General features: G+C 64.0%; 16 protein-coding genes and 1 other RNA gene. 15 read left to right on the top strand and 2 right to left on the bottom strand.

Translation table 11 applies throughout. The annotated features are described in order from the left end of the window. Positions 1 to 3: 3 nt before the first annotated feature. Complete coding sequence (locus tag ASG03_RS17005) at positions 4 to 1,410, top strand: putative bifunctional diguanylate cyclase/phosphodiesterase (protein ID WP_062694696.1); 1,407 nt, start codon at positions 4 to 6, stop codon at positions 1,408 to 1,410. Positions 1,411 to 1,630: 220 nt separating this feature from the next. Then, positions 1,631 to 2,995 carry a serine hydrolase domain-containing protein gene (locus tag ASG03_RS17000; RefSeq protein ID WP_062695274.1) on the top strand — a complete coding sequence of 455 codons (1,365 nt, stop codon included), beginning with the start codon at positions 1,631 to 1,633 and terminating at the stop codon, positions 2,993 to 2,995. Positions 2,996 to 3,118: 123 nt separating this feature from the next. Here the strand turns inward: ASG03_RS17000 and ASG03_RS16995 are convergent, their stop codons facing one another. Together ASG03_RS16995 and ASG03_RS16990 are read right to left on the bottom strand one after the other, a co-directional pair. Then, complete coding sequence (locus tag ASG03_RS16995) at positions 3,119 to 4,165, bottom strand: lytic transglycosylase domain-containing protein (RefSeq protein WP_062694694.1); 1,047 nt, start codon at positions 4,163 to 4,165, stop codon at positions 3,119 to 3,121. Between the two features lie 281 nt (positions 4,166 to 4,446). Further along, the gene (locus ASG03_RS16990; protein ID WP_062694692.1) at positions 4,447 to 5,661 is read right to left on the bottom strand and encodes a pyrophosphate--fructose-6-phosphate 1-phosphotransferase; all 1,215 of its coding nucleotides are present in this window, start codon (positions 5,659 to 5,661) and stop codon (positions 4,447 to 4,449) included. Between the two features lie 345 nt (positions 5,662 to 6,006). On the opposite strand from ASG03_RS16990, the gene ASG03_RS16985 reads away from it, so the two are divergent. The 13 genes from ASG03_RS16985 (at position 6,007) to murD (ending at position 19,706) form a co-directional block, all read left to right on the top strand. After that, entirely contained in the window at positions 6,007 to 6,714 is a 708-nt protein-coding gene (locus ASG03_RS16985) for a J domain-containing protein (protein WP_062474189.1), read from the top strand. After that, positions 6,711 to 7,475, top strand: coding sequence for an N-acetylmuramoyl-L-alanine amidase (locus ASG03_RS16980; protein ID WP_062694690.1), 765 nt, complete (start codon positions 6,711 to 6,713; stop codon positions 7,473 to 7,475). The genes ASG03_RS16985 and ASG03_RS16980 overlap by 4 nt, the downstream gene beginning before the upstream one ends. Before the next feature lie 205 nt (positions 7,476 to 7,680). Continuing rightward, the gene (locus tag ASG03_RS16975) at positions 7,681 to 8,313 is read left to right on the top strand and encodes a lytic transglycosylase domain-containing protein (RefSeq protein ID WP_082475816.1); all 633 of its coding nucleotides are present in this window, start codon (positions 7,681 to 7,683) and stop codon (positions 8,311 to 8,313) included. 54 nt (positions 8,314 to 8,367) lie between these two features. Further along, positions 8,368 to 9,549 carry an NAD(P)/FAD-dependent oxidoreductase gene (locus ASG03_RS16970; protein WP_062695272.1) on the top strand — a complete coding sequence of 394 codons (1,182 nt, stop codon included), beginning with the start codon at positions 8,368 to 8,370 and terminating at the stop codon, positions 9,547 to 9,549. A gap of 64 nt (positions 9,550 to 9,613) precedes the next feature. Continuing rightward, positions 9,614 to 10,016, top strand: an RNA gene (rnpB, locus tag ASG03_RS16965) — RNase P RNA component class A. Between the two features lie 438 nt (positions 10,017 to 10,454). After that, complete coding sequence (mraZ, locus tag ASG03_RS16960; protein ID WP_062474183.1) at positions 10,455 to 10,895, top strand: division/cell wall cluster transcriptional repressor MraZ; 441 nt, start codon at positions 10,455 to 10,457, stop codon at positions 10,893 to 10,895. 14 nt (positions 10,896 to 10,909) lie between these two features. Next, entirely contained in the window at positions 10,910 to 11,935 is a 1,026-nt protein-coding gene (gene rsmH, locus ASG03_RS16955; RefSeq protein ID WP_062694688.1) for a 16S rRNA (cytosine(1402)-N(4))-methyltransferase RsmH, read from the top strand. Between the two features lie 3 nt (positions 11,936 to 11,938). Beyond that, a complete protein-coding gene (ftsL, locus tag ASG03_RS16950; protein ID WP_062474180.1) occupies positions 11,939 to 12,343 on the top strand; it encodes a cell division protein FtsL in 405 nt (134 codons plus the stop codon). Beyond that, a complete protein-coding gene (locus ASG03_RS16945) occupies positions 12,343 to 14,094 on the top strand; it encodes a peptidoglycan D,D-transpeptidase FtsI family protein (protein ID WP_062694686.1) in 1,752 nt (583 codons plus the stop codon). Before ftsL ends, ASG03_RS16945 begins: the two co-directional genes overlap by 1 nt. A 63-nt stretch (positions 14,095 to 14,157) precedes the next feature. Further along, a complete protein-coding gene (locus ASG03_RS16940; protein ID WP_062694684.1) occupies positions 14,158 to 15,678 on the top strand; it encodes a UDP-N-acetylmuramoyl-L-alanyl-D-glutamate--2,6-diaminopimelate ligase in 1,521 nt (506 codons plus the stop codon). A gap of 4 nt (positions 15,679 to 15,682) precedes the next feature. Then, positions 15,683 to 17,119, top strand: coding sequence for a UDP-N-acetylmuramoylalanyl-D-glutamyl-2,6-diaminopimelate--D-alanyl-D-alanine ligase (locus ASG03_RS16935; RefSeq protein ID WP_062694682.1), 1,437 nt, complete (start codon positions 15,683 to 15,685; stop codon positions 17,117 to 17,119). A 93-nt stretch (positions 17,120 to 17,212) separates the two neighbouring features. After that, the gene (gene mraY / locus ASG03_RS16930; protein WP_062474172.1) at positions 17,213 to 18,313 is read left to right on the top strand and encodes a phospho-N-acetylmuramoyl-pentapeptide-transferase; all 1,101 of its coding nucleotides are present in this window, start codon (positions 17,213 to 17,215) and stop codon (positions 18,311 to 18,313) included. A 4-nt stretch (positions 18,314 to 18,317) separates the two neighbouring features. Further along, the gene (gene murD / locus ASG03_RS16925; RefSeq protein ID WP_062694679.1) at positions 18,318 to 19,706 is read left to right on the top strand and encodes a UDP-N-acetylmuramoyl-L-alanine--D-glutamate ligase; all 1,389 of its coding nucleotides are present in this window, start codon (positions 18,318 to 18,320) and stop codon (positions 19,704 to 19,706) included. The last annotated feature ends 56 nt before the right edge of the window (positions 19,707 to 19,762 follow it).

The raw sequence follows: 19,762 nt of genomic DNA, 5'->3' as shown, positions 1-19,762 counted from the left end.
AGCATGATGTTGGAGTGGCTTTTCAAGAGACGATCCGGGCGGACGGCACACGCGAACGCACAAGAGGTTCCGTACGAAGCATCGCAAGCGGGCGGTTCCCGATCGCTGTCGATTTCGCCCATCCTGCATATCGACTACCTGACCGGGATCTCGAATCGGTTTGCGCTCGAACACGACCTGACCTCGCTTCTGAACGATCCCCAGGCAGAGGGGCGGGGCGCGCTGTTGCTTGTCGATCTCGATCGGTTCCGGTTCATCAACGACACGATGGACCACGCCGCCGGCGACGAGGTCCTCATCCGGATTGCCAAGCGTCTGTCGAATGTGCTGAGCGGCGTCGGCACGATCTATCGCCTGGGGGCCGACGAATTCGCCGTCCACGTCGCGGGTTCGCCGTCGCGCGGCAAAATCGAGGATATCTGCGGGACGATCAAGACGGTGCTGAGCACGCCTTTCGCGCTCGAGGCGGGAGAAGTCTGGATCGGCGGGAGCATCGGCATTGCTCTGCCGACACCGGAGGACACCTCCATGTCAGCCCTTCTGTACCGGGCAGACCTCGCGGTGATGCAGGCAAAGCAGATCGCCGGCAACAGCCATGTCTTCTACGAGCCCGGCATGTCGGCCGAAGCGTCGGCACGCTCCGAGCTGGAATACGATCTCTCGCGTGCTCTGGACCGGAACGAGTTCTTCCTCGAGTACCAGCCGATCGTGTGTTCGGAGACACGCAGGATCAGCGCTTTCGAGGCTTTGATCCGCTGGCAGCATCCGCAGAAGGGCGTCATCGCGCCCGACCGCTTCATCTCGATCGCCGAGGCTACGGGGCTCATCCTGCCGATCGGAAACTGGGTGATCCGGACTGCCTGCGCGGAAGCCAGACACTGGCCCGCACCGATCGGGGTTGCCGTCAATGTGGCCGGCGACCAGTTTCGGGATCCGACGTTCCTGCCTTTCGTCCGGGATTGCCTGCGCCAGTCGGGAATTGCCCCGGGACGCCTGACGATCGAAGTGACCGAATCGATCTTCTCCGTGGATCCCGCCGTGATCTGCGACAGCCTGACGGAGCTCCGTGCCGAAGGCGTGCGGATCGCTTTGGACGATTTCGGCATCGGCTTTTCCTCGATCAACAATCTGCGCCGCTTTCCGCTCGACCAGCTGAAGATCGACCGATCCTTCACGAAGGCCATGCTCGGCAGCAAGCGGGACGCGGAACTGGTCGATATCATCCTGCGCCTTGGCAACACGTTCGACGTTTCCACGACCATCGAAGGCGTGGAAACCGAACGGCAGCTGGAATATGCGCGGTCTCGCGGTGCCAAGGCCATTCAGGGCTTCCTGATTTCGCGACCGGTGGCCGCAGGCGACGTGTCGGCCATCCTCGATGGCAACCGGGCACATTACCTCGACGTCTGAGCGCCTGACGCTCGCCTTGCGGGTTGCGTTCGCGAGGGTGAAACGGCCATAATGGTGCCGGCGCCGGCCTGTGCGCGGCTTCGTGCCGTCGCTTGCCGGCGCTCGGCGCGGTTTCCACTCTGCCCCGCAGAGAGGTATCGCCCGGCAGCTTCACGTGCTGCATGGTCATCGCGCCAGCCGTTCGGCCGGCACGCGGCCTGCAGTCCTGCGGAACCGGATCATGCGCAGACGCACCCTCTTCATGACGATGGCCGGTGGCCTCTTCACGCTCGTGGCAGGTGTCGGCACGTTTTTGACCGTCGCGCCTCCCGATATCCTGAAGCTCGGCGACAGCTATGCGGCGAAAGTCGTCTGCTCCAGCCTGTTTGTTGCCGGTCGCAACGCATCGGAAGTTCTCGCGGACGACGTCCAGGCGCCGGGCCATCCCTTGCTGCGCTTCATTCGCGTTTCCGTCGACGAACAGCGCAAGACGGTGACGGCCCGGATGTTCGGCTTTGCAGCGCCGGGACACGCGATCTTTCGCGACGGCCTCGGCTGCTCCAACGTGACCGACGGCGCTTTTGCCGCGTTTCCCGGCAACAGGTCGCTGCGTCGTCGCAGCCTGGAGCCGGACACGACGCAGCCTTGGCCCGATGGGGGGGCGCTGGTCGCCGATGCGGGTGTGCAGGCGCTGATCGACGACGATCGCCGGGCAGGGCCGGGCATGCGGGGGATCGTCGTTGTCCGTGACGGGCGGATCGTTGCGGAGCGTTACGGTCGCGGCTTCTATGTGTCCACGCCGCTGCTCGGCTGGTCCATGACGAAGACCGTGACGGCGGCGCTGATCGGCCTGCGCGTCCGGGATGGGCAGATGGCCCTCGACAAGGCCGACCTCCTGCCGCAATGGCGCAATGACGAGCGAAGCCGGATCACGCTGTCCGATCTTCTGGGAATGCAGAGCGGACTGAGCTTCAACGAGAGCTACGGCAGCGTGACCGATGCCACGCGCATGCTCTTCCTCGAGAACGACATGGCGGCCTATGCCGCGTCGAAGACGCTCGACACGGCCCCGGGGACCCAGTTCTCCTACTCGAGCGGGACCACGGTCATTCTCTCGCGTCTCTGGATGAATTCGTTCGCCAGCCCCCGTGAGGCTTTGACCTTTCCACGCGCGTCCCTGTTCCGGCCTCTCGGCATGAGCAGCGCCATTCTGGAGCCGGATGCGCACGGCACCTTTGTCGGCTCATCCTATATGTATGCAACCGCGCGGGATTGGGCCCGCTTCGCGCTCTTTCTGCTGCAGGACGGGGCCTGGAACAACGAGCAGATCTTGCCGGCCGACTATGTCCGGCAGATGCGGACGGCGACCTCGGCCTCGAACGGCCGGTTCGGCTCCGGGCAGGTCTGGATGAAGACGGGACCAGAGGCGCAGGGATTTCCGAGCGATGCCTACTGGATGCGCGGCCATGACGGGCAGTCGATCCTGCTCGTTCCCTCGATGAAGCTTGCCGTCATCCGACTGGGCCTGACGCCACGTCAGATGGGCTACGACGACAGCACGCTCCATCGCGATATCATCGCCGCTCTGTCGAAGCCACAGCCCTGACGGGCGGGCGTCCTCAAGGAGGCGCCCGCGTCGGGGCGTCAAGACATCAAGTGAAGGATATGGCAGCAGCCCGGCCGTCTGCCGACGGGCCGGGGCTTGGAGTGCGCTCAGACCATTGACAGGTCAGCGCATTCCCAGCGTGTCGAGAAGGCCCTTGCGCTTGGCATGGTAGTAATAGCCACTGGCATAGAGCTTGACGGCGTTGTCGTTCTGGTTGTCGGCAACGACCCAAGCACCCCGAAGATACTGCGTTGCATACTTCAGATTGGTTTCGGCATCGAACAGGCCTTCCGGCGGTCCGTCATAGCCGAGACCCTTGGCCGTGTTGTACCGGATCTGCATCAGGCCGTAATTGCCGTTGTGGTAGGCGCGGGGATTGTAGGTGCTTTCGCGACGCACGACGCGATGGACCAGCTCTTCCGGAACGCCGTTGAGCTTGGCGTAGTGGGTGATCAGCTTGTCGAGATCCGGCCGCGAACTCGTGGGCTTTTCGCGGCCCATCAGGGCGCTGGCAGCCGACTCCATCTTCGAATACGCGACCGAGATAAGCTGTGGCTTGGCAGCGGGAACGATCATGCGCTTGGCAACGAGCGTTTCCAAGCCAACCGGCTCGCCAGTATCGAAGTCCGAATCCATGCCGCCCGCATTGGCAATCATCGGCTGGACCGACACCTTGCGCACCGTGATCATGGCATTGGCCGTTTCGGGCAGCGCGTCGGTCGCTGTGCTGGCAAGGAGAGGGTTGGCCGAACCGGCGGTTGTTGCCGTCTTGGCCGGTGCGAGCGAGGCCACTTCGGTATTGGCAAGCGCCGTCACCGCCGAAGGGGTGCCGGGCGCTGTCTTGGCCGCTTCTGCCGAAGCCGTGGCCACAGGTGTCGTCGAGGATGCTGCGGACGCCTGCTGTGCGGGCGTGGTCTTGGCAGGCGCCGAGGCGTCGGCGGTCTGAGCGGCGAGGGCGGCAACGGCCGAGGTGGCGGCGCCATCCGGTGTCGGGAGGGCGTAAGCCGTCATTTCCGTTCCGGGCTTGGCAATCGGCGTTACCGTCTGCGCTGCCATCAACTGCTCCATCGGCGTGCGCTCGACGCTCGAACAGCCGACCATCAAGGTCGCCGATATCAGCGCACACGCCGTAAGAGATTGTTTATGAACGGAAAGACGTGAAACTGCCATGCTGTCGCTTTCGTGCTTTTTGGCCCCGTAGCCTTACCAGTGCTGCAGCCAAAAGCCGCCATGTCGTCGCCGTCATTAACCTATATGAAGGCCGCTCGCAAGCGACGGCGGGCATTCGGTTCGGCCGCGCCCGCCCGCGACCCGTGAAAAGCCCTGAAAATGCAGGTGCCGGAGCCTCGTTTGGAAGGCCCCGGCACACGCGTTTCATCGGCTCTTCATCTTTCGGGTACAGGGCGGCGCGCAAGGAATCGGCTGCCGCCGTCCTGTCCCCGTGCCTTGCGTCAGTGCGCGGCTTTCCAGCTTTGACCGATCGCGTCCATGACGTCGCCGAACCACGGCGTTGCCGTGTCGAAGTGCTTGCCGCCGCGGATGCGCGGAAACTCGATCGTGCGCAGCTTGCCGCCCTTGTCCTCGTCGTGGCCGGTGACGCCGGAAACCTTGTCGAGGGCGCTCTGGACGGCCAGATCGACCATGCCCTGGATGAGGCGCAGATCGTCGATATTGGCGGGCGCCGAACGGGCGTAATAGCCGGATTTCTGGACCATTGCGCGCTGGGCACCGAGAAGGTCGGCGAATTGCTTGGAAAACCAGTTGCCGACATTGATCGTGTCGAGCTTGACGTGACCGAAGGCATCGCGCTTCACGGTTTCGCCCGCAGCCTCGCGTTCCGCGACGATCGCGTCCATGCAGGCGCCTTCGCTGACAAAGATCGTGACATACCCGGTCTTTGCCATCACGGCGCGCAGACGCTCGGCTTCCGCGTGAAGGTCGAAGGCCGTCTCCGGCAGATACAGCCCGTCGATCGTCTTCAATTCCTTGTTCATCATGAAGCCGTCGACGAACTCGGTCTTCTCGATCGTCTGCATGTAGCTGCGTGCCGTTGCGGCGGTCAGCCAGCCGCAGTGGCGCCCCATGACCTCATGGACGATCAGCGTCTTCGGTGCTGCGCTCTGCTCATTGCTGACATTGTCGAAGAATTTCGCGCCGTATTCGGCCGCGGTCCACGCGCCGAGCGACTGGCGGATCGGCACGACATCGTTGTCGACGGTTTTCGGCAGGCCGACGACCGTGAGATCATAGCCGTTGGCGCCGAGATAGGCGGCGAGGTCGGCCGCCGTCGTGTTGGTGTCGTCGCCGCCGATCGTGTGGAGGATCGTCACGCCGTCGGAGGCGAGGCGCTCGGCTGCGACCCGCAGCGGGTTTTCACCCTCCTTGACGAGACCCCGCTTGATGCAGTCGGCGGCGTTGGTCAGCTTGACGCGGCTGTTGCCGATCGGCGAGCCGCCGTAGCGGTGCAGAAGGCCCGCCCTTTCCCGCATCTGCGGCGTGATCTCGATCCGGTCGGCGAGGAGCAGGCCGTGATAGCCGGAGCGATAGGCCATCAGTTCGATATCCGGAGCGATGTCCGTGTAACGCTCGATCAATCCGCCGACAGCGGACGAGAGGCACGGAGCGAGGCCCCCCGCCGTGAGCATTGCGACTTTCTGCTTGGCCATGATTCCTCCTCGGGATGATGCCATTCATCGTGTACCGCACCTGTCCTAGCCCAGAACCATCGCAAGTAAAATGACACGCACCCAACGGACAGGCTGGCGTTGCAGAAAGCAGGCACAGATGATGAGGGCCATCATAAAATGGGTGTTCGGCGCCGTGTTCGTCTTGCAATCGGGCCCGACATCTGATCAGACTTGACCCTCTCGCGGCGGCCCTGGCCAAGCCCGTCTGCAGTTTCGATGCAACAAACCACACCTGCATTGCTTTAGTCCTGACACCGCATCCGGACAAAACAAGCCGGACAAAAAGGGCGCTCAACGCGCCCGCCGAACAGGAAAGAAATTCTCATGTCGATCTGGGATCGCCTCATCGGAATCGTGACGTCGACCGGCAATGCGCTGTCGGGTCTCGTCGAGGCGATCCGGACGCTGTTCGAGGGCGACCCGGAGACCCGCCGCAAGGTGGCGTTCTCCGTGGCGATGATCGCGCTGTCGGCAAAGATGGCGAAGGCGGACGGCGTGGTGACGGAGGCGGAAGTGTCGGCGTTTCGCCAGATCTTCAAGTTTCCTGAAGACCAGGCGCAGAACGTGGCCCGGCTCTACAATCTCGCGCGCCAGGACGTGGCCGGGTACGAAGCCTATGCCGAGAAACTCTCCGGCCTCTGCGTTTCCGGCGAAGCCGATTGCCCTGTGCTTGAGGATATCGTCGACGGACTGTTCCATATCGCAAAGTCCGACGGGGCTCTGCATGAAAAGGAATTGGCCTTTCTGCGCCGCGTCGCCGAGATTTTCGGCATGGACGAGGCAAAGTTCGAGACCATCCTGTCGCGCCATTCCTATCTCGAAGGCGTGGATCCCTATGCGCTGCTCGGCGTTTCGCGCAAGGACGACTTCTCGACGATTCGTCGCCGGTATCGCGTGCTGGTCTCCGAGCATCATCCGGATCTTCTGGTCGCCCGCGGCGTCCCGGCCGAGCAGCATGCGTCGGCCAACGATCGAATGGCTGCCTTCAACGCCGCCTACGCAGCGATCGAGCGCGAACGTCGCGCGGCATGAGCTTTCCGGTTTGCGATTTCCCCAAGGCGCGTTTCGTTGCCTCGCCCAATCATAACGAGCGGCTGAACGTATCCGGCCCGGATATGATCATCCTGCATTATACCGGCATGCCCACGGCAGCCGGCGCGCTCGACTGGCTGTGCCGGGAGGAGAGCCAGGTCTCCAGCCACTATTTCGTCCACGAGGACGGTCGGGTCGATCAGCTCGTGGCGGAAGACCGCAGGGCCTGGCATGCGGGCAAGAGCATCTGGAAGAACGAGACCGACATCAATTCTCGGTCGATCGGCATCGAGATCGTCAATCCCGGACATCCCGGCGGATTGCCGGATTACCCCGATGTCCAGATCGCGGCGGTCGTCGAACTGTGTCAGTTTTGTGTCGAACGATGGTCGATCCCCCCGGAAAGGGTGCTTGCCCACAGCGATATCGCGCCCATTCGCAAGGTCGATCCGGGGGAAAATTTCCCCTGGAAGAATTTGTATGAAAAAGGTGTTGGTCACTGGGTTGCGCCGGCACCCGTCGGCGGCGGACGCTACTTTCAGCGGGGCGACACCGGGCAGCCGGTCGAGGCGATCCAGAGCATGCTGTCGCTCTACGGCTATGGTCTTGAGGTGACAGGCGAATTCTGTGAGCGCACGCACGGCGTCGTCGAGGCGTTCCAGCGGCATTTCCGGCCCGAACGAATCGATGGAATCGCCGATATCTCGACGCTCGATACCCTGCATCGGCTGCTGGGCACGCTGCCCGCCTTTGCCCGCTGACACAACGCCGTCGCTTCGCCCGAATGGCGGCAATTTGCTGCACTGCCATATCCTGACCATGTTCCGCACGGATTTTGACGCCGTACCGAGGGCGGGGTCCTGAGGGTTGCGTACCGTTCCCCGCTGATGACCATGATCATGGATCAGGCAAGACCGGGGCGGGGCGTCCGCTGGTCTCCCGATCTTAGCGGAGTTTACAAAATTCATGAGACGAACGACTGTCGTCCAGGCAGCCGCCTGCTTCTGCGCGCTTTTTTCTGGGGTTCAACCATCCTTCGCCGGTGCTTCGGTCCCGGTCGTTCCGGCACCGGAAGCCGCCTATCAGACCGCATCCACAGAACTCTCCCTCCCATCCCCATCGACGCGGACGGCGTCTCTGGAGAACGTTGAGGCCGCCGAGATGACGCGTGCGCTGCCCGAGATCGGGCGGACGCTCGGATTTCCGCTGACCAGCTTCGAGATGGACGCGCCGGCCTATTCCGGCCTCATCGCGACCTATGCGCAGGCTTTCGGTGTCCCGATCGACCTTGCCCATGCCGTTATCCGGGTGGAGAGCAACTTCAATCCCAAGGCGCGTGGCAGTGCCGGCGAGATCGGGCTGATGCAGATCAAGCCGGCGACGGCGCGCATGATGGGGTATGACGGGGGCCGGGCCGGGCTGTTCGATCCGGAAACCAACATCAAGTTTGGCATGAAGTACCTTGCCAAGGCGCATCGGCTGTCGGGCGGCTTCACCTGCGGGACGATCCTGCGCTACAACGCCGGCCATGGCGCGACCCGCATGAACCCGGTGTCCCGGCGCTATTGCGGCAAGGTCCAGACCCTGCTCGACTCGTAGACGAAAGGCCTGGGGGCGCCGGTCCCCATGTCGCAGGAACCGGAGATGGCGATGATGAGCGAGATGTTCGACACGATCGTGATCGGCAAGGGGATGATGGGCGCGTCTGCCGCGCGGCATCTCGCCACCGGCGGCGCGCGCGTCGCGCTCATCGGCCCGGACGAGCCCGCCAACTGGGCCACGCATGACGGCGTGTTTTCCAGCCATTACGACAATGGCCGCATCACCCGCACCATCGACAGCGACGCCGACTGGGCGCGCATGGCCCGCCGCTCCATCGAGCGCTACCGCGCGCTCGAAGCCCGGTCGGGCCTTGCCTTCTACACGGAGGTCGGGTGCCTGATCGCGGCGCGGGAGGGCGGACCCTATCTCGCCCATGTCGATGCGGCTGCCCGCGAGCTGGGCGTCGCCGTGGACCATCTGGATGCGACGCACCTGCCATCGCGCTTCCCGTATTTTGCCTTCTACGCTGATGAAGGCGGGATCTTCGAGGCGCAGTCTGCCGGGCATATCAACCCGCGGGCATTGGTCGCCGCCGAGACCGTCTGCGCCGCCAAGGCGGGCGCGTCGATCATCAGCCGGGAGGTAACACAACTTCTCGAAACGGCGGATGGCGTGACCGTCACCACGATCGACGGTCGGGTCTACCGGGCCGAGAAGGTGCTGGTGGCGACCGGCGGCTTTGCGCTTTCGGAGACGTTGCTCGGTCGAAAGCCGGCGCTCCGCGTCATGGCGCGGACCGTCCTCTTTGCAGAGGTCGCAGAGCACGACCGGGATCGTCTGGTCGCGATGCCGTCGCTGATCCGCAACGGGCCGACCGACGCCGACAGCTTCTATCTGCTGCCGCCGATCGCCTATCCCGACGGCAAGACCTATATCAAGATCGGCGGCGATCCCGATGATTGCGTGTTGCACGATGAGGCGGCGATCCGGTCCTGGTTCCGCAGCGGTGGTCGGCCCCATGCGGCAGCGCATCTGGCGCGGCACCTTTCGGCCATCCTGCCGGACTTTGTGCCGGCCAGCACGCATTTTTCGCCCTGCGTCGTCACGCTGACCGAAACCGGCTATCCCTATGTCGGCTACGTCGAGTCCGATCGTGTCGCTCTTTTGACCGGCGGCAACGGCATGGCCGCGAAGAGTTGCGACGAGATCGGACGGCTCGGAGCCTCGCTGATTCTCGACGGCAAGGTCGACCTCGAAGGCTACAGCCAGTCCTTCGCACCGGTGTTTGCCTGAGCCTGTCGGTGCCATGCTTGGATAAGGCTGGCCAAGGATGGAAGTCTCCGCTATCAGGACGCTGCCAGTCGGCCGGGCAGCCGCTCTCCGCTATGACCGAAAGGTTGCGGGGGGAGGAAAGTCCGGGCTCCACGGAAAAACGGTGCCGGATAACGTCCGGCGAGGGCGACCTCAGGGATAGTGCCACAGAAAGCAAACCGCCCGCGCTTGACGCGGGTAAGGGTGAAAGGGTGGGGTAAGAGCCCACCGCGCGTCTGGTAACAGGGGCGGCACGGTAAACCCCACCGGGAGCAAGACCGAATAGGGATGACGTGGCAGCCGCAAGGCTGCCGGCCTGTTCCGGGCCAGTCATCCGGGTGGGTTGCACGAGGCGGCGCGCGAGCGTCGTCCCAGATGAATGGCTGCCACGTTCCGGTCCTCAACCGGCCGGAGCCATACAGAACCCGGCTTACAGGCCGACTGGCGCTTCTCTCCTTGATCCCTTCGACGCGCGCATTCGCCATTCGGCCGGCGCCGCCTGCGCTCCGCTATCCCTTTGTTTCCATATTACTTTTCAGAAATCCGACCGCCCTCTGTGGTTCTTCACGGGCGGGTGATGGTCGCTTTCGGACCCAGCGCCGAACGGCGCATCGTAACCATTTGTTAAACTTAACAGTCTATCAATGATCGATGGAGGCAGGCCCTCCAGAGACCCAAATCCCATTGACCCCCATATGGTCCCATGCTATCCCAATCATGCACTGCACAGGGGTCGTTGACGGCCCGATCATCGCGAGTTTGGTGGTTGTCCCGAGAGGGGTTTTGGAACGGGCACGTCGCCCGGCAGTGGCGTACTGTGTCTGCTTCCGGAGTTGCTTGCGGGCGTCTTCCGCCGGCGCGTTGGATGAAAACGGCTTTTACGCATCATGGACCGCTTTCTCTCGCATGCCACGAATCGTATCGATGCGAAGGGCAGGGTTTCCGTGCCCGCGTCGTTTCGCGGCGTGCTGGCCAAGCTGGATATCCGGGAATTGTATTGTTTCCAGGATTTCGTGTTTCCTGCCATCAGTGCGGGCGGGCCGGAATTGCTGGATCGTTTCGAACGGCAGATTGCGGGCGAGGATCCGTTTTCGCCGCAAGCCAACGAGATGTCGCTCCTCATTCACGGGGGCGGGGTCTTCATGAAACTCGACCAGGAAGGTCGGTTGATGGTCTCGGATTTCATTCGCGACTTCACCGGCATCACCGACGAGGTGACCTTCGTCGGTCGGGCGGATCACTTTCAGTTATGGGCGCCGCAGGTGTTTCAGGAAGCGCAGGCGGCGGCACGTCAGGAACGCAGGTTGCGAGGTCTGCGTCCCGGCTAGCATGGAGAGACGGAATGGTGGCGGATCTTGGCGACAGTTCAGCTGGAGCCGATGGCGGACCGGTCCGCCACATTCCGGTTCTTCTCCCAGAGGTCCTGACCAGTCTTCAGCCTGGCCCGGCAAAGACGATCCTCGACGGCACGTTCGGTGCCGGCGGCTATACGTCCGCCATCCTCGAAAGCGGCGCCGATGTCATCGCTCTTGATCGCGATCCGAGCGCGATCGCGGCCGGACAGGATCTTGTCGCGGCAAGCGGCGGCCGGCTGACCCTCGTTCATGCCCAGTTCTCCGAGCTCGCCCGCCACGCTCCCGAAGGCGGGCTCGATGGCGTCGTCCTCGATATCGGCGTTTCCTCGATGCAAATCGACGAGGCGGACCGGGGCTTTTCCTTCCAGCGGCGCGGCCCGCTCGACATGCGCATGTCCTCGGACGGCGTTTCCGCCGCCGACGTCGTCAATCGCGCCAAGGTCGGCGACCTCATCCGCATTTTCGGCTTTCTGGGCGAAGAGCCGCAGTCCGGCCGCATCGCCCGCGCGATCGAGAAACGCCGCGCCGAGGCGCCGTTCGAGACGACGCGCGATCTGGCAGGGCTGATCGAGGTGGTGACGCCCCGCAAGGCCAAGGACAAGATCCATCCCGCGACCCGCGTCTTCCAAGCCCTGCGCATCTTCGTCAACGACGAGCTGGGTGAGTTGGCCCAGGCGCTGTTTGCCGCCGAACGGTCTCTAAAGCCCGGCGGGCGGTTGAGCGTGGTCACCTTTCATTCGCTCGAGGACCGGATCGTCAAGAAATTCTTCCAGGACCGGGCCGGCAAGGCGTCCGGGTCCCGTCATCTCCCGATCATGCACGAGCGTCCGGCAACCTTCGCACCAGTTGGTAAGGCCATGATTGCCGCGAGCGAAGACGAATCATCCAGGAATCCGCGCGCCCGCTCCGCCAAACTGCGCGTCGGAGAGCGCACGCATGCCCCAGCCGAGGCCGCCGACATGTCGATTTTCGATCTGCCAGACCTTGCAAGTCTTTCGAAGCTGGGAGGCTGACCAATGTTGAGAACGCTGGATATCGTCCTGATCGTCGTCATGACCGCCGCAGCGACGGTCACCTACACGATCAAGCACCAGGCCGAGAACAAGCTCGAGGAGGTCCGTTCCCTCGATGCGAAGATCAAGCTCGAGGAAGACACGATCGACCTGCTGCGCGCCGATTGGTCGCTCCTCACGCAGCCAAACCGTCTCGATCGCCTGGTCAAGGCCTACGACAAGGATCTCCAGCTGGTTCCCACGGATCCGACGCAGCTCGTGCATCCCGAAGAGCTTCCGATGATGAAGGCCGACGTGCCTCCGCCGGAAGAGAAGGACAGCAAGGGCAAGAAGAAGGCCGCTCCCGCCGTCGCGTCCCGCGATGACGATGCGACCGACGAAATTTCAACCGGTTCGGTGGCGCGCTGATGTCGTTTCTTTCCCGCATCATGGTCGTCAAGAGCAAGGCGCACTTCTCCGCTGGCGGCAACAATCATCCCGGCGACCTTTCGCGCAACGCGCCCTTTGAAGGTATCCGCAAACGGCGCGGCAACCAGGCCCGCAGCCGTGTCGCGATCGTCATCGCCGGCTTCTCCGTGGTCTACTGCATCATCGGCGGCCGGTTGATCCAGTACGGCTTCGCGCAGCCGGAAACCGTGTCGAGCATCGGCCGTGCCGACAATCTCATGGCCTCGCGGCCGGATATTCTCGATCGCAACGGCCAGATCCTCGCAACCGACATCCGCACGGTGTCGCTCTTTGCCGAGCCTCACAAGATCGTCGATGCGGACGAGGCGGTCGAGCAGCTGGCGACGGTCCTGCCCAATCTCAACAATGCCGACATCTATAACAAGCTGAAGTCGAAGACGCGCTTTCAGTGGCTGCGTCGCCAGCTGACCCCCAAGCAGCAGAGCGACATCCTTGCGCTCGGTATTCCCGGCATCGGATTCCGCCCGGAGAAGCGGCGCTTCTATCCCGGTGGCGCCACGGCATCGCATGTCGTCGGCCACGTCAACGTGGACAACCGCGGCATTGCCGGCATGGAACGCTGGATCGACAACCAGGGTCTTGCGGATCTCGCGGCGATCGGCATGACCAGCGATGCGAAGCTTGAGCCGGTGCGTCTGTCGATCGACCTGCGTGTGCAGAACATCCTGCGCGACGTCGTCGTTGAAGCCATGGCCAAGTTCCGCTCGCTTGCTGCCGGTGGCGTCGTCATGGACGTGAAGACCGGCGAAATCCTCGCCATGGTCTCCTATCCCGACTACGACCCGAACAAGCCGGCCGACGGCGCCAAGGAAGGCTGGATGAACCGCATGTCGAACGGCACGTTCGAGATGGGGTCCACCTTCAAGTCGTTCACGACGGCCATGGCGCTCGACAGCGGCAAGGTCAAGTTGACCGACAGCTTCGACGCACGCTTCCCGATCCGCATCGGCGGCTTCACGATCAAGGACTTCCACGGCAAGCATCGCGTCCTCTCGGTGCCGGAAATCTTCCAGTATTCGTCGAACATCGGCACGGCCAAGATGGCCGATCTCGTCGGCATCGACGCCCACAAGGAATTCCTGACGCGGCTTGGCCTTCTGACGAAGATCCCGACGGAATTGCCGGAGATCAAGATGCCCAGCCAGCCGAAGGTGTGGAAGAAGATCAACTCCATCACGATTTCCTTCGGCCACGGCGTCTCGACGACCCCGCTGCAGACGGCTGTTGCCGGTGCCGCACTGGTCAACGGTGGCAACCTGATCGAGCCGACCTTCCTTCCGCGCTCCATTGAGGAGGCCGCGGCTGCGTCGACGCGGGTCATCAAGCCCTCCACCAGCGCGGACATGCGCTATCTGTTCCGCTGGAACGGCATTCATGGCTCCGGCAAGAACGCTCGTGTTCCCGGCTTCAATGTCGGCGGCAAGACGGGCACCGCCGACAAGGTCATCAACGGGCGCTACTCGAGCGACGCCAACTTCAACGCCTTTCTGGCCGGGTTTCCGATCGACGATCCGCGCTATGTGGTGCTGACCTTCATCGACGAGCCGAAGACGGACAAGGGCAATGGGGCGGCACTTGCCGGTAACTCGGCGGCTCCCATGGTCCATGATATCATCAGCCGGTCTGCGCCGCTTCTCGGCGTCGAGCCGAAGTTCGGCGCTGACGGTTCCGCCTTGCTTGTGGCGTATTGAACGGTAAAGGACGTTCACGCGGCCGTGAAGGCCAAGGGAATCGTGTTGGGAAAAGTGCAATCGATGAAGATCAGTGACCTTGCGATGCTTGGGGACGGACAGGAGGGGGCAGCGATGTCTCTTGCTCCGGGCCAGCCAGATGCCGACATTACCGGCTTGACCGCCGACAGTCGCAAGGTTTTGCCGGGCACGCTGTTCGTGGCGGTTCCCGGCACCACGGCAAATGGCAGCGTCTATGTCGACGACGCCGTCGCCCGGGGCGCCGTCGCCGTCGTGACCGAAGGGGACCTCGGTTCCAGCCTCTCCGTGCCCGTTATCCGGGTCGCCTCCACCCGCAGGTTTCTCTCGCATGCCGCAGCGACGTTCTACGGTGCACAGCCGGAGACCATGGTCGCCGTGACCGGAACGGCCGGCAAAACCTCGGTCGCCTCGTTTACCCGCCAGATCTGGGCCCAGGCCGGGCTTTCCGCGGCGATGATCGGCACCACCGGCGTGGTCGCGCCCGGGCGCAATGATTACGGCTCGCTCACCACACCTGACCCGGTGTCTCTCCATCGTCTGCTCTCCGAGCTCGCCGCATCCGGCGTGACGCATGCGGCCATGGAAGCCTCCAGTCACGGGCTCGACCAGAGCCGGCTCGACGGGGTACGCCTGTCGGCGGCGGCCTTCACCAATCTTGGTCGTGACCACATGGATTATCATCCCACGATCGAGCATTATCTCGGGGCGAAGATGCGGCTATTCGAAGCGCTGCTGCCGAAGGGCGCGCCGGCCGTCATCTTCTCCGACGACGAATGGTCGGACGCGGCCATCCGGGCCGCTACGGCAGCCGGCAGCGACGTGCGCACGGTCGGCCGCAAGGGCACCTATCTCACGCTGAAGCGCGTCGAGCATTTCCGTCACAAGCAGATTGCCGAAGTGCATGTCGATGGGCGTATCTTCGAGGTCAACCTGCCGCTGGCGGGTGATTTCCAGATCTCCAATGCGCTGGTGGCCGCAGGGCTCGCCATGTCGACCGGGGTCGAGGCGCACGTGGTGATGCTGGCGCTGGAAAAGCTGCAGGGCGCCCCGGGCCGCCTCGAGCTTGTCGGCCAGACGGCGGACGGCGCGCTTGCCTATGTCGACTATGCCCACAAGCCCGACGCGCTGACGCAGGTTCTGTCCTCTGTTCGACCCTTCACGACAGGACGCGTGGTCACCGTGTTCGGCTGCGGTGGCGATCGCGACAAGGGAAAGCGGCCGCTCATGGGCGAGATCGCGTCCCGGCTGTCGGATGTCGTGATCGTGACGGATGACAATCCGCGGTCCGAGACGCCGGCGACGATCCGCAGCGAGATCCTTGCCGCGGCTCCCGGCGCGACCGAGATCGCCGATCGCGCGGAGGCGATCCGCCACGCCGTCGGCATGCTGCGGCCCGGCGATACGCTGATCGTCGCAGGCAAGGGACATGAGGAGGGGCAGACCGTCGGCTCCGTGACGCTGCCCTTCTCCGACCACGCTGAAATCCGCAAGGCCCTTACCGCCGAGCAGGCGCGGTCCGGGCAGGCGGGCGGTTCGATGGACAGCCAGGATATGGGAGGCTGAAGGTATGGGTTTTCTCTGGACGAGCGCCGACCTGATGGCTGCCATGCATGGTCGCCCGGTCGGCAATCTGCCGCAGGGCATCACGGGCATCTCGATCGACAGCCGCGCCATTGGCAAGGGCGAGGCCTTCTTCGCGATCAAGGGCGATCGCGTGGACGGGCATGACTATGCAGGCTTTGCGATCGCCAATGGCGCGTCGCTGCTGGTGGTCAGTGAAGGCAAGCTGCCGGCGCTCGGGCGCCTGATTGCGCCGATGATCGTCGTCGACGACGTTCTCGCCGCCATGGTGCGGCTCGGCTGTGCTGCCCGCGACCGCAGTGCCGCCAAGATCATCGCCGTGACGGGCTCCGTCGGCAAGACGACCACCAAGGAGATGCTGCGGCATGCCCTCTCTCCGGGCGCGCGCGTGCACGCGTCGGTCGCGTCCTTCAACAATCACTGGGGCGTGCCGCTGACGCTGGCGCGCATGCCGGAAGCGACGGACTACGGCATTTTCGAAATCGGGATGAACCATCCGAACGAGATCCGGCCTCTGGTGCGCATGGTGCGCCCGCAGGTGGCCATCATCACGACGATCGCACCGGCGCATCTCGGCAATTTCCGTGATCTGGACGAGATCGCGCTGGCAAAGGCCGAGATCATGGAAGGCCTGGTCGACGGTGGTCACATCCTTCTCAATCGCGACAATGCGCAGTTCGGCACTTTGGCAAAGGCGGCGTCGATGCTCGGCGTTTCCTCCATGCACACCTTCGGCGTCGATCAACGTGCCGATTTCCGCATGATCGAGTATGCGGCAACGCCGGAAGGCGGCACGCTCTGGGCCATGATCGATGGTCGCACGCTCGAGATTCCGATCGGTACGCCCGGTCGCCACATCGCCGAGAACGCCCTGGCCGTGCTTGGAGCCGCCTCGCTCGTCGGCGCGGATCTCGACACGGTCATCGCGTCGTTCGCCACGCTCCAGCCGGAAAAGGGCCGGGGCGAACGTCACCGCCTGGCCGTTGGAGCCGGCACGCTGACGCTGATCGACGAGAGCTACAACGCCAATCCGGCGTCCATGCGGGCGGCGATCGCCCTTCTTGGCGAGACGGAGCTTGGCGCGGATGGGGGCAGGCGCATCGCCATTCTCGGCGACATGCTGGAAATGGGCGATCATTCGGCCAAGGCCCACGCGGCGCTGGCGGGACCGCTGATCGAGCAGGGGATCGACACGATCTGGCTGGCAGGCCCCGACATGACGCATCTGCGGGATGCTCTGCCGGACACGGTGTCGGTCGTCCACTGCGACGCGGTCGATGATCTGCGCAATCATGCGGTCGCCTCGGTGCGGGCCGGTGACGTCGTCATGATCAAATCCTCCAAGGGCACCGGCTGCGGGCGGATCGTCCAGGCGCTCCTCGATACATTCCCGGCGCAGGCCGAAACGGAGCAGGCGGTCTAAGCCGCGCTCCACCTTTTTTTCCGGCTGGACGGCCGGTCTCCTTCCCCGGTCGGGAAGGGGTGTCGACATCGAATTTTCGGGGAAGGGTCCCTCATGCTCATCTGGCTTGTCGAACTGGCGGACCATTTCCAGTTTTTCAATCTGTTCCGGTACATCACGTTCCGCACCGGCGCGGCGCTGTTCACCTCCGCCATGATCGTCTTCCTGTTCGGGCCGAAAATGATCTCGTCGCTGCGCGTGCGCCAGGGCCGGGGGCAGCCGATCCGGGCCGACGGGCCGCAGACCCACTTCAAGAAGGCGGGAACGCCGACCATGGGTGGCCTGATGATCCTTGCGGGGATTGTCGTCTCGTCGCTGCTCTGGGCCGATCTCTCCAGTGTCTATGTCGTCTCGACGTTGCTGGTCACGCTTGGTTTCGGCGCCATCGGCTTTTACGACGACTATCTCAAGGTCACGAAACAGTCGGACAAGGGCTTTTCGGGCAAGGCGCGCCTCGGGATCGAGTTCGCGGTCGCCGCCGTCGCTGTCTTCTTCATGATGCGCGCCGCGATCTCCGCGGGAACGGCGGGCTCGACCTTCGGGTCGTCGCTGACCTTCCCGTTCCTCAAGGACTTCACGCTTAACCTCGGCTATTTCTTCGTCCTGTTCGGCGGCTTCGTCATCGTGGGTGCCGGCAATGCCGTGAACCTGACGGACGGTCTCGACGGTCTCGCCATCGTGCCGGTCATGATCGCCGCAGCCTCGTTCGGCGTCATCGCCTATCTCGCCGGCAACGCCGTGTTTGCCAATTACCTGCAGATCCACTTCGTGCCCGGCACGGGCGAACTGGCTGTCATTCTCGGCGCCGTCATCGGAGCGGGGCTTGGTTTTCTCTGGTTCAATGCGCCGCCGGCCGCCATCTTCATGGGCGATACCGGTTCGCTCGCGCTCGGTGGCCTCATCGGTACCGTCGCCGTCGCCACGAAGCACGAGATCGTCATGGTCATCATCGGCGGCCTCTTCGTCATGGAAACGCTGTCGGTGATCATCCAGGTCTTCTGGTTCAAGCGCACCGGTCGTCGCGTCTTCCTCATGGCGCCGATCCACCACCATTTTGAAAAGAAGGGTTGGACCGAGAGCCAAGTCGTCATCCGGTTCTGGATCATCGCCGTCGTGCTCGCCATGGTCGGCCTCTCCACCCTGAAGCTGCGGTAAGTCGATGATCCCCGTCACCTCCCTTCGCGGCCGCGCGGTCGCTCTTTTCGGTCTCGGAGGCTCCGGGCTCGCCACGGCGCGCGCTCTGGTGGCCGGCGGGGCAACGGTGACGGCCTGGGACGACAATGCCGAGAGCGTGGCCAAAGCCGCTGCAGAGGGGATCGGCACCGGCGATCTCCGAACGATGGACTGGTCCTCCTTCGCCGCCTTTATTCTGTCGCCGGGCGTGCCGCTGACCCATCCAAAGCCGCACTGGACGGTCGATCTCGCGCGCAGTGCCGGCGTCGAGGTGATCGGCGATGTCGAGCTGTTTTCCCGCGAACGGCGCGCGCGTGCGCCCGAGGCGCCGCTGATCGCCATCACCGGCACCAATGGGAAGTCGACCACGACGGCGCTGATCGCCCACATCCTTTCGGCAAGCGGCCGGGATACGCAGCTTGGCGGCAATATCGGAACGGCGGTGCTGACGCTCGATCCTCCGACGACGAACCGCTTCTACGTGGTCGAGTGCTCGTCCTATCAGATCGACCTGTCGCCGTCGCTCGAACCGACCGCCGGAATCCTTCTGAACCTCACGCCCGACCATATCGACAGGCACGGGACGATGGAGAATTACGCCGCCGTCAAGGAGCGCCTCGTCGCCGCGAGCCAGACGGCGATCATCGGCGTGGATGATGCCTGGTGCGAAGCCATCGCGGACCGCGTGGCACTTGCTGGTCGTCCGGTGATCCGCATTGCCCGGCACCGGTCGCTCGGCGATGGGTATTATGCGCAGGATGGGTCCGTCATGCGCGCCGAGGCCGGGCTCTCCGAAGTCTTTGCCGATCTTTCGAAAATCGCAACGCTGCGGGGCAGCCATAACGGACAGAACGCGGCGGCGGCGATCGCCGCCTGCCTCGCGGTCGGCGTGTCCAAGGCGGAGATCGTCTCCGGGCTCGCATCCTTCCCGGGCCTGAAGCACCGCATGCAGCCTGTCGCCATGCTCCGCGACGTCACCTTCGTCAACGACAGCAAGGCGACGAATGCCGAGGCTGCGGCGCCCGCCCTCTCGAGCTTCGAGCGCATCTACTGGATTGCCGGCGGCGTGCCGAAAGAGGGCGGCATCGCGTCGCTCTCGTCTTTCTTTCCCAAGATCGCCAAGGCCTATCTCATCGGCCGCGCCGCCGACGAGTTCGCGACGACGCTCGGCGACCGCGTGCCGTTCGAGCGGTCGCAGACATTGGAAAAGGCCGTGGCGGATGCCGCGGCGGATGCGGCCCGAGACGGATTGCCGGCGGCTGTGCTCCTGTCACCGGCTTGCGCAAGCTTCGACCAGTACAAGAACTTCGAGATGCGCGGGGATGCCTTTGTCGCCCATGTGGCCGCACTTCCCGGCGTGACCATGCTCATTTGACGACCGTGGCGATGTCGATCGCCGCGGACGAACGGTTTACGGCGCAAGCGCGCACT

This window comes from Rhizobium sp. Leaf341, assembly GCF_001424325.1.
GTDB lineage: Bacteria > Pseudomonadota > Alphaproteobacteria > Rhizobiales > Rhizobiaceae > Ferranicluibacter.
The sequence above is the reverse complement of the archived record's forward strand: the minus strand, read 5'-3'. Positions and strand labels throughout refer to the sequence as shown.

Excerpts from the sequence above, each read along its gene's own strand:
- ASG03_RS16945 (WP_062694686.1), top strand. The coding sequence starts at position 12,343 with ATGTCGTTTCTTTCCCGCATCATGGTCGTCAAGAGCAAGGCGCACTTC.
- ASG03_RS16985 (WP_062474189.1), top strand. The coding sequence starts at position 6,007 with ATGTCGATCTGGGATCGCCTCATCGGAATCGTGACGTCGACCGGCAAT.
- rsmH (WP_062694688.1), top strand. The coding sequence starts at position 10,910 with ATGGTGGCGGATCTTGGCGACAGTTCAGCTGGAGCCGATGGCGGACCG.
- ASG03_RS17005 (WP_062694696.1), top strand. The coding sequence starts at position 4 with ATGATGTTGGAGTGGCTTTTCAAGAGACGATCCGGGCGGACGGCACAC.
- mraZ (WP_062474183.1), top strand. The coding sequence starts at position 10,455 with ATGGACCGCTTTCTCTCGCATGCCACGAATCGTATCGATGCGAAGGGC.
- ftsL (WP_062474180.1), top strand. The coding sequence starts at position 11,939 with ATGTTGAGAACGCTGGATATCGTCCTGATCGTCGTCATGACCGCCGCA.
- ASG03_RS16935 (WP_062694682.1), top strand. The coding sequence starts at position 15,683 with ATGGGTTTTCTCTGGACGAGCGCCGACCTGATGGCTGCCATGCATGGT.
- murD (WP_062694679.1), top strand. The coding sequence starts at position 18,318 with ATGATCCCCGTCACCTCCCTTCGCGGCCGCGCGGTCGCTCTTTTCGGT.
- ASG03_RS16975 (WP_082475816.1), top strand. The coding sequence starts at position 7,681 with ATGAGACGAACGACTGTCGTCCAGGCAGCCGCCTGCTTCTGCGCGCTT.
- ASG03_RS16995 (WP_062694694.1), bottom strand. The coding sequence starts at position 4,165 with ATGGCAGTTTCACGTCTTTCCGTTCATAAACAATCTCTTACGGCGTGT.
- ASG03_RS16970 (WP_062695272.1), top strand. The coding sequence starts at position 8,368 with ATGAGCGAGATGTTCGACACGATCGTGATCGGCAAGGGGATGATGGGC.
- ASG03_RS16940 (WP_062694684.1), top strand. The coding sequence starts at position 14,158 with ATGAAGATCAGTGACCTTGCGATGCTTGGGGACGGACAGGAGGGGGCA.
- mraY (WP_062474172.1), top strand. The coding sequence starts at position 17,213 with ATGCTCATCTGGCTTGTCGAACTGGCGGACCATTTCCAGTTTTTCAAT.
- ASG03_RS16990 (WP_062694692.1), bottom strand. The coding sequence starts at position 5,661 with ATGGCCAAGCAGAAAGTCGCAATGCTCACGGCGGGGGGCCTCGCTCCG.
- ASG03_RS17000 (WP_062695274.1), top strand. The coding sequence starts at position 1,631 with ATGCGCAGACGCACCCTCTTCATGACGATGGCCGGTGGCCTCTTCACG.
- ASG03_RS16980 (WP_062694690.1), top strand. The coding sequence starts at position 6,711 with ATGAGCTTTCCGGTTTGCGATTTCCCCAAGGCGCGTTTCGTTGCCTCG.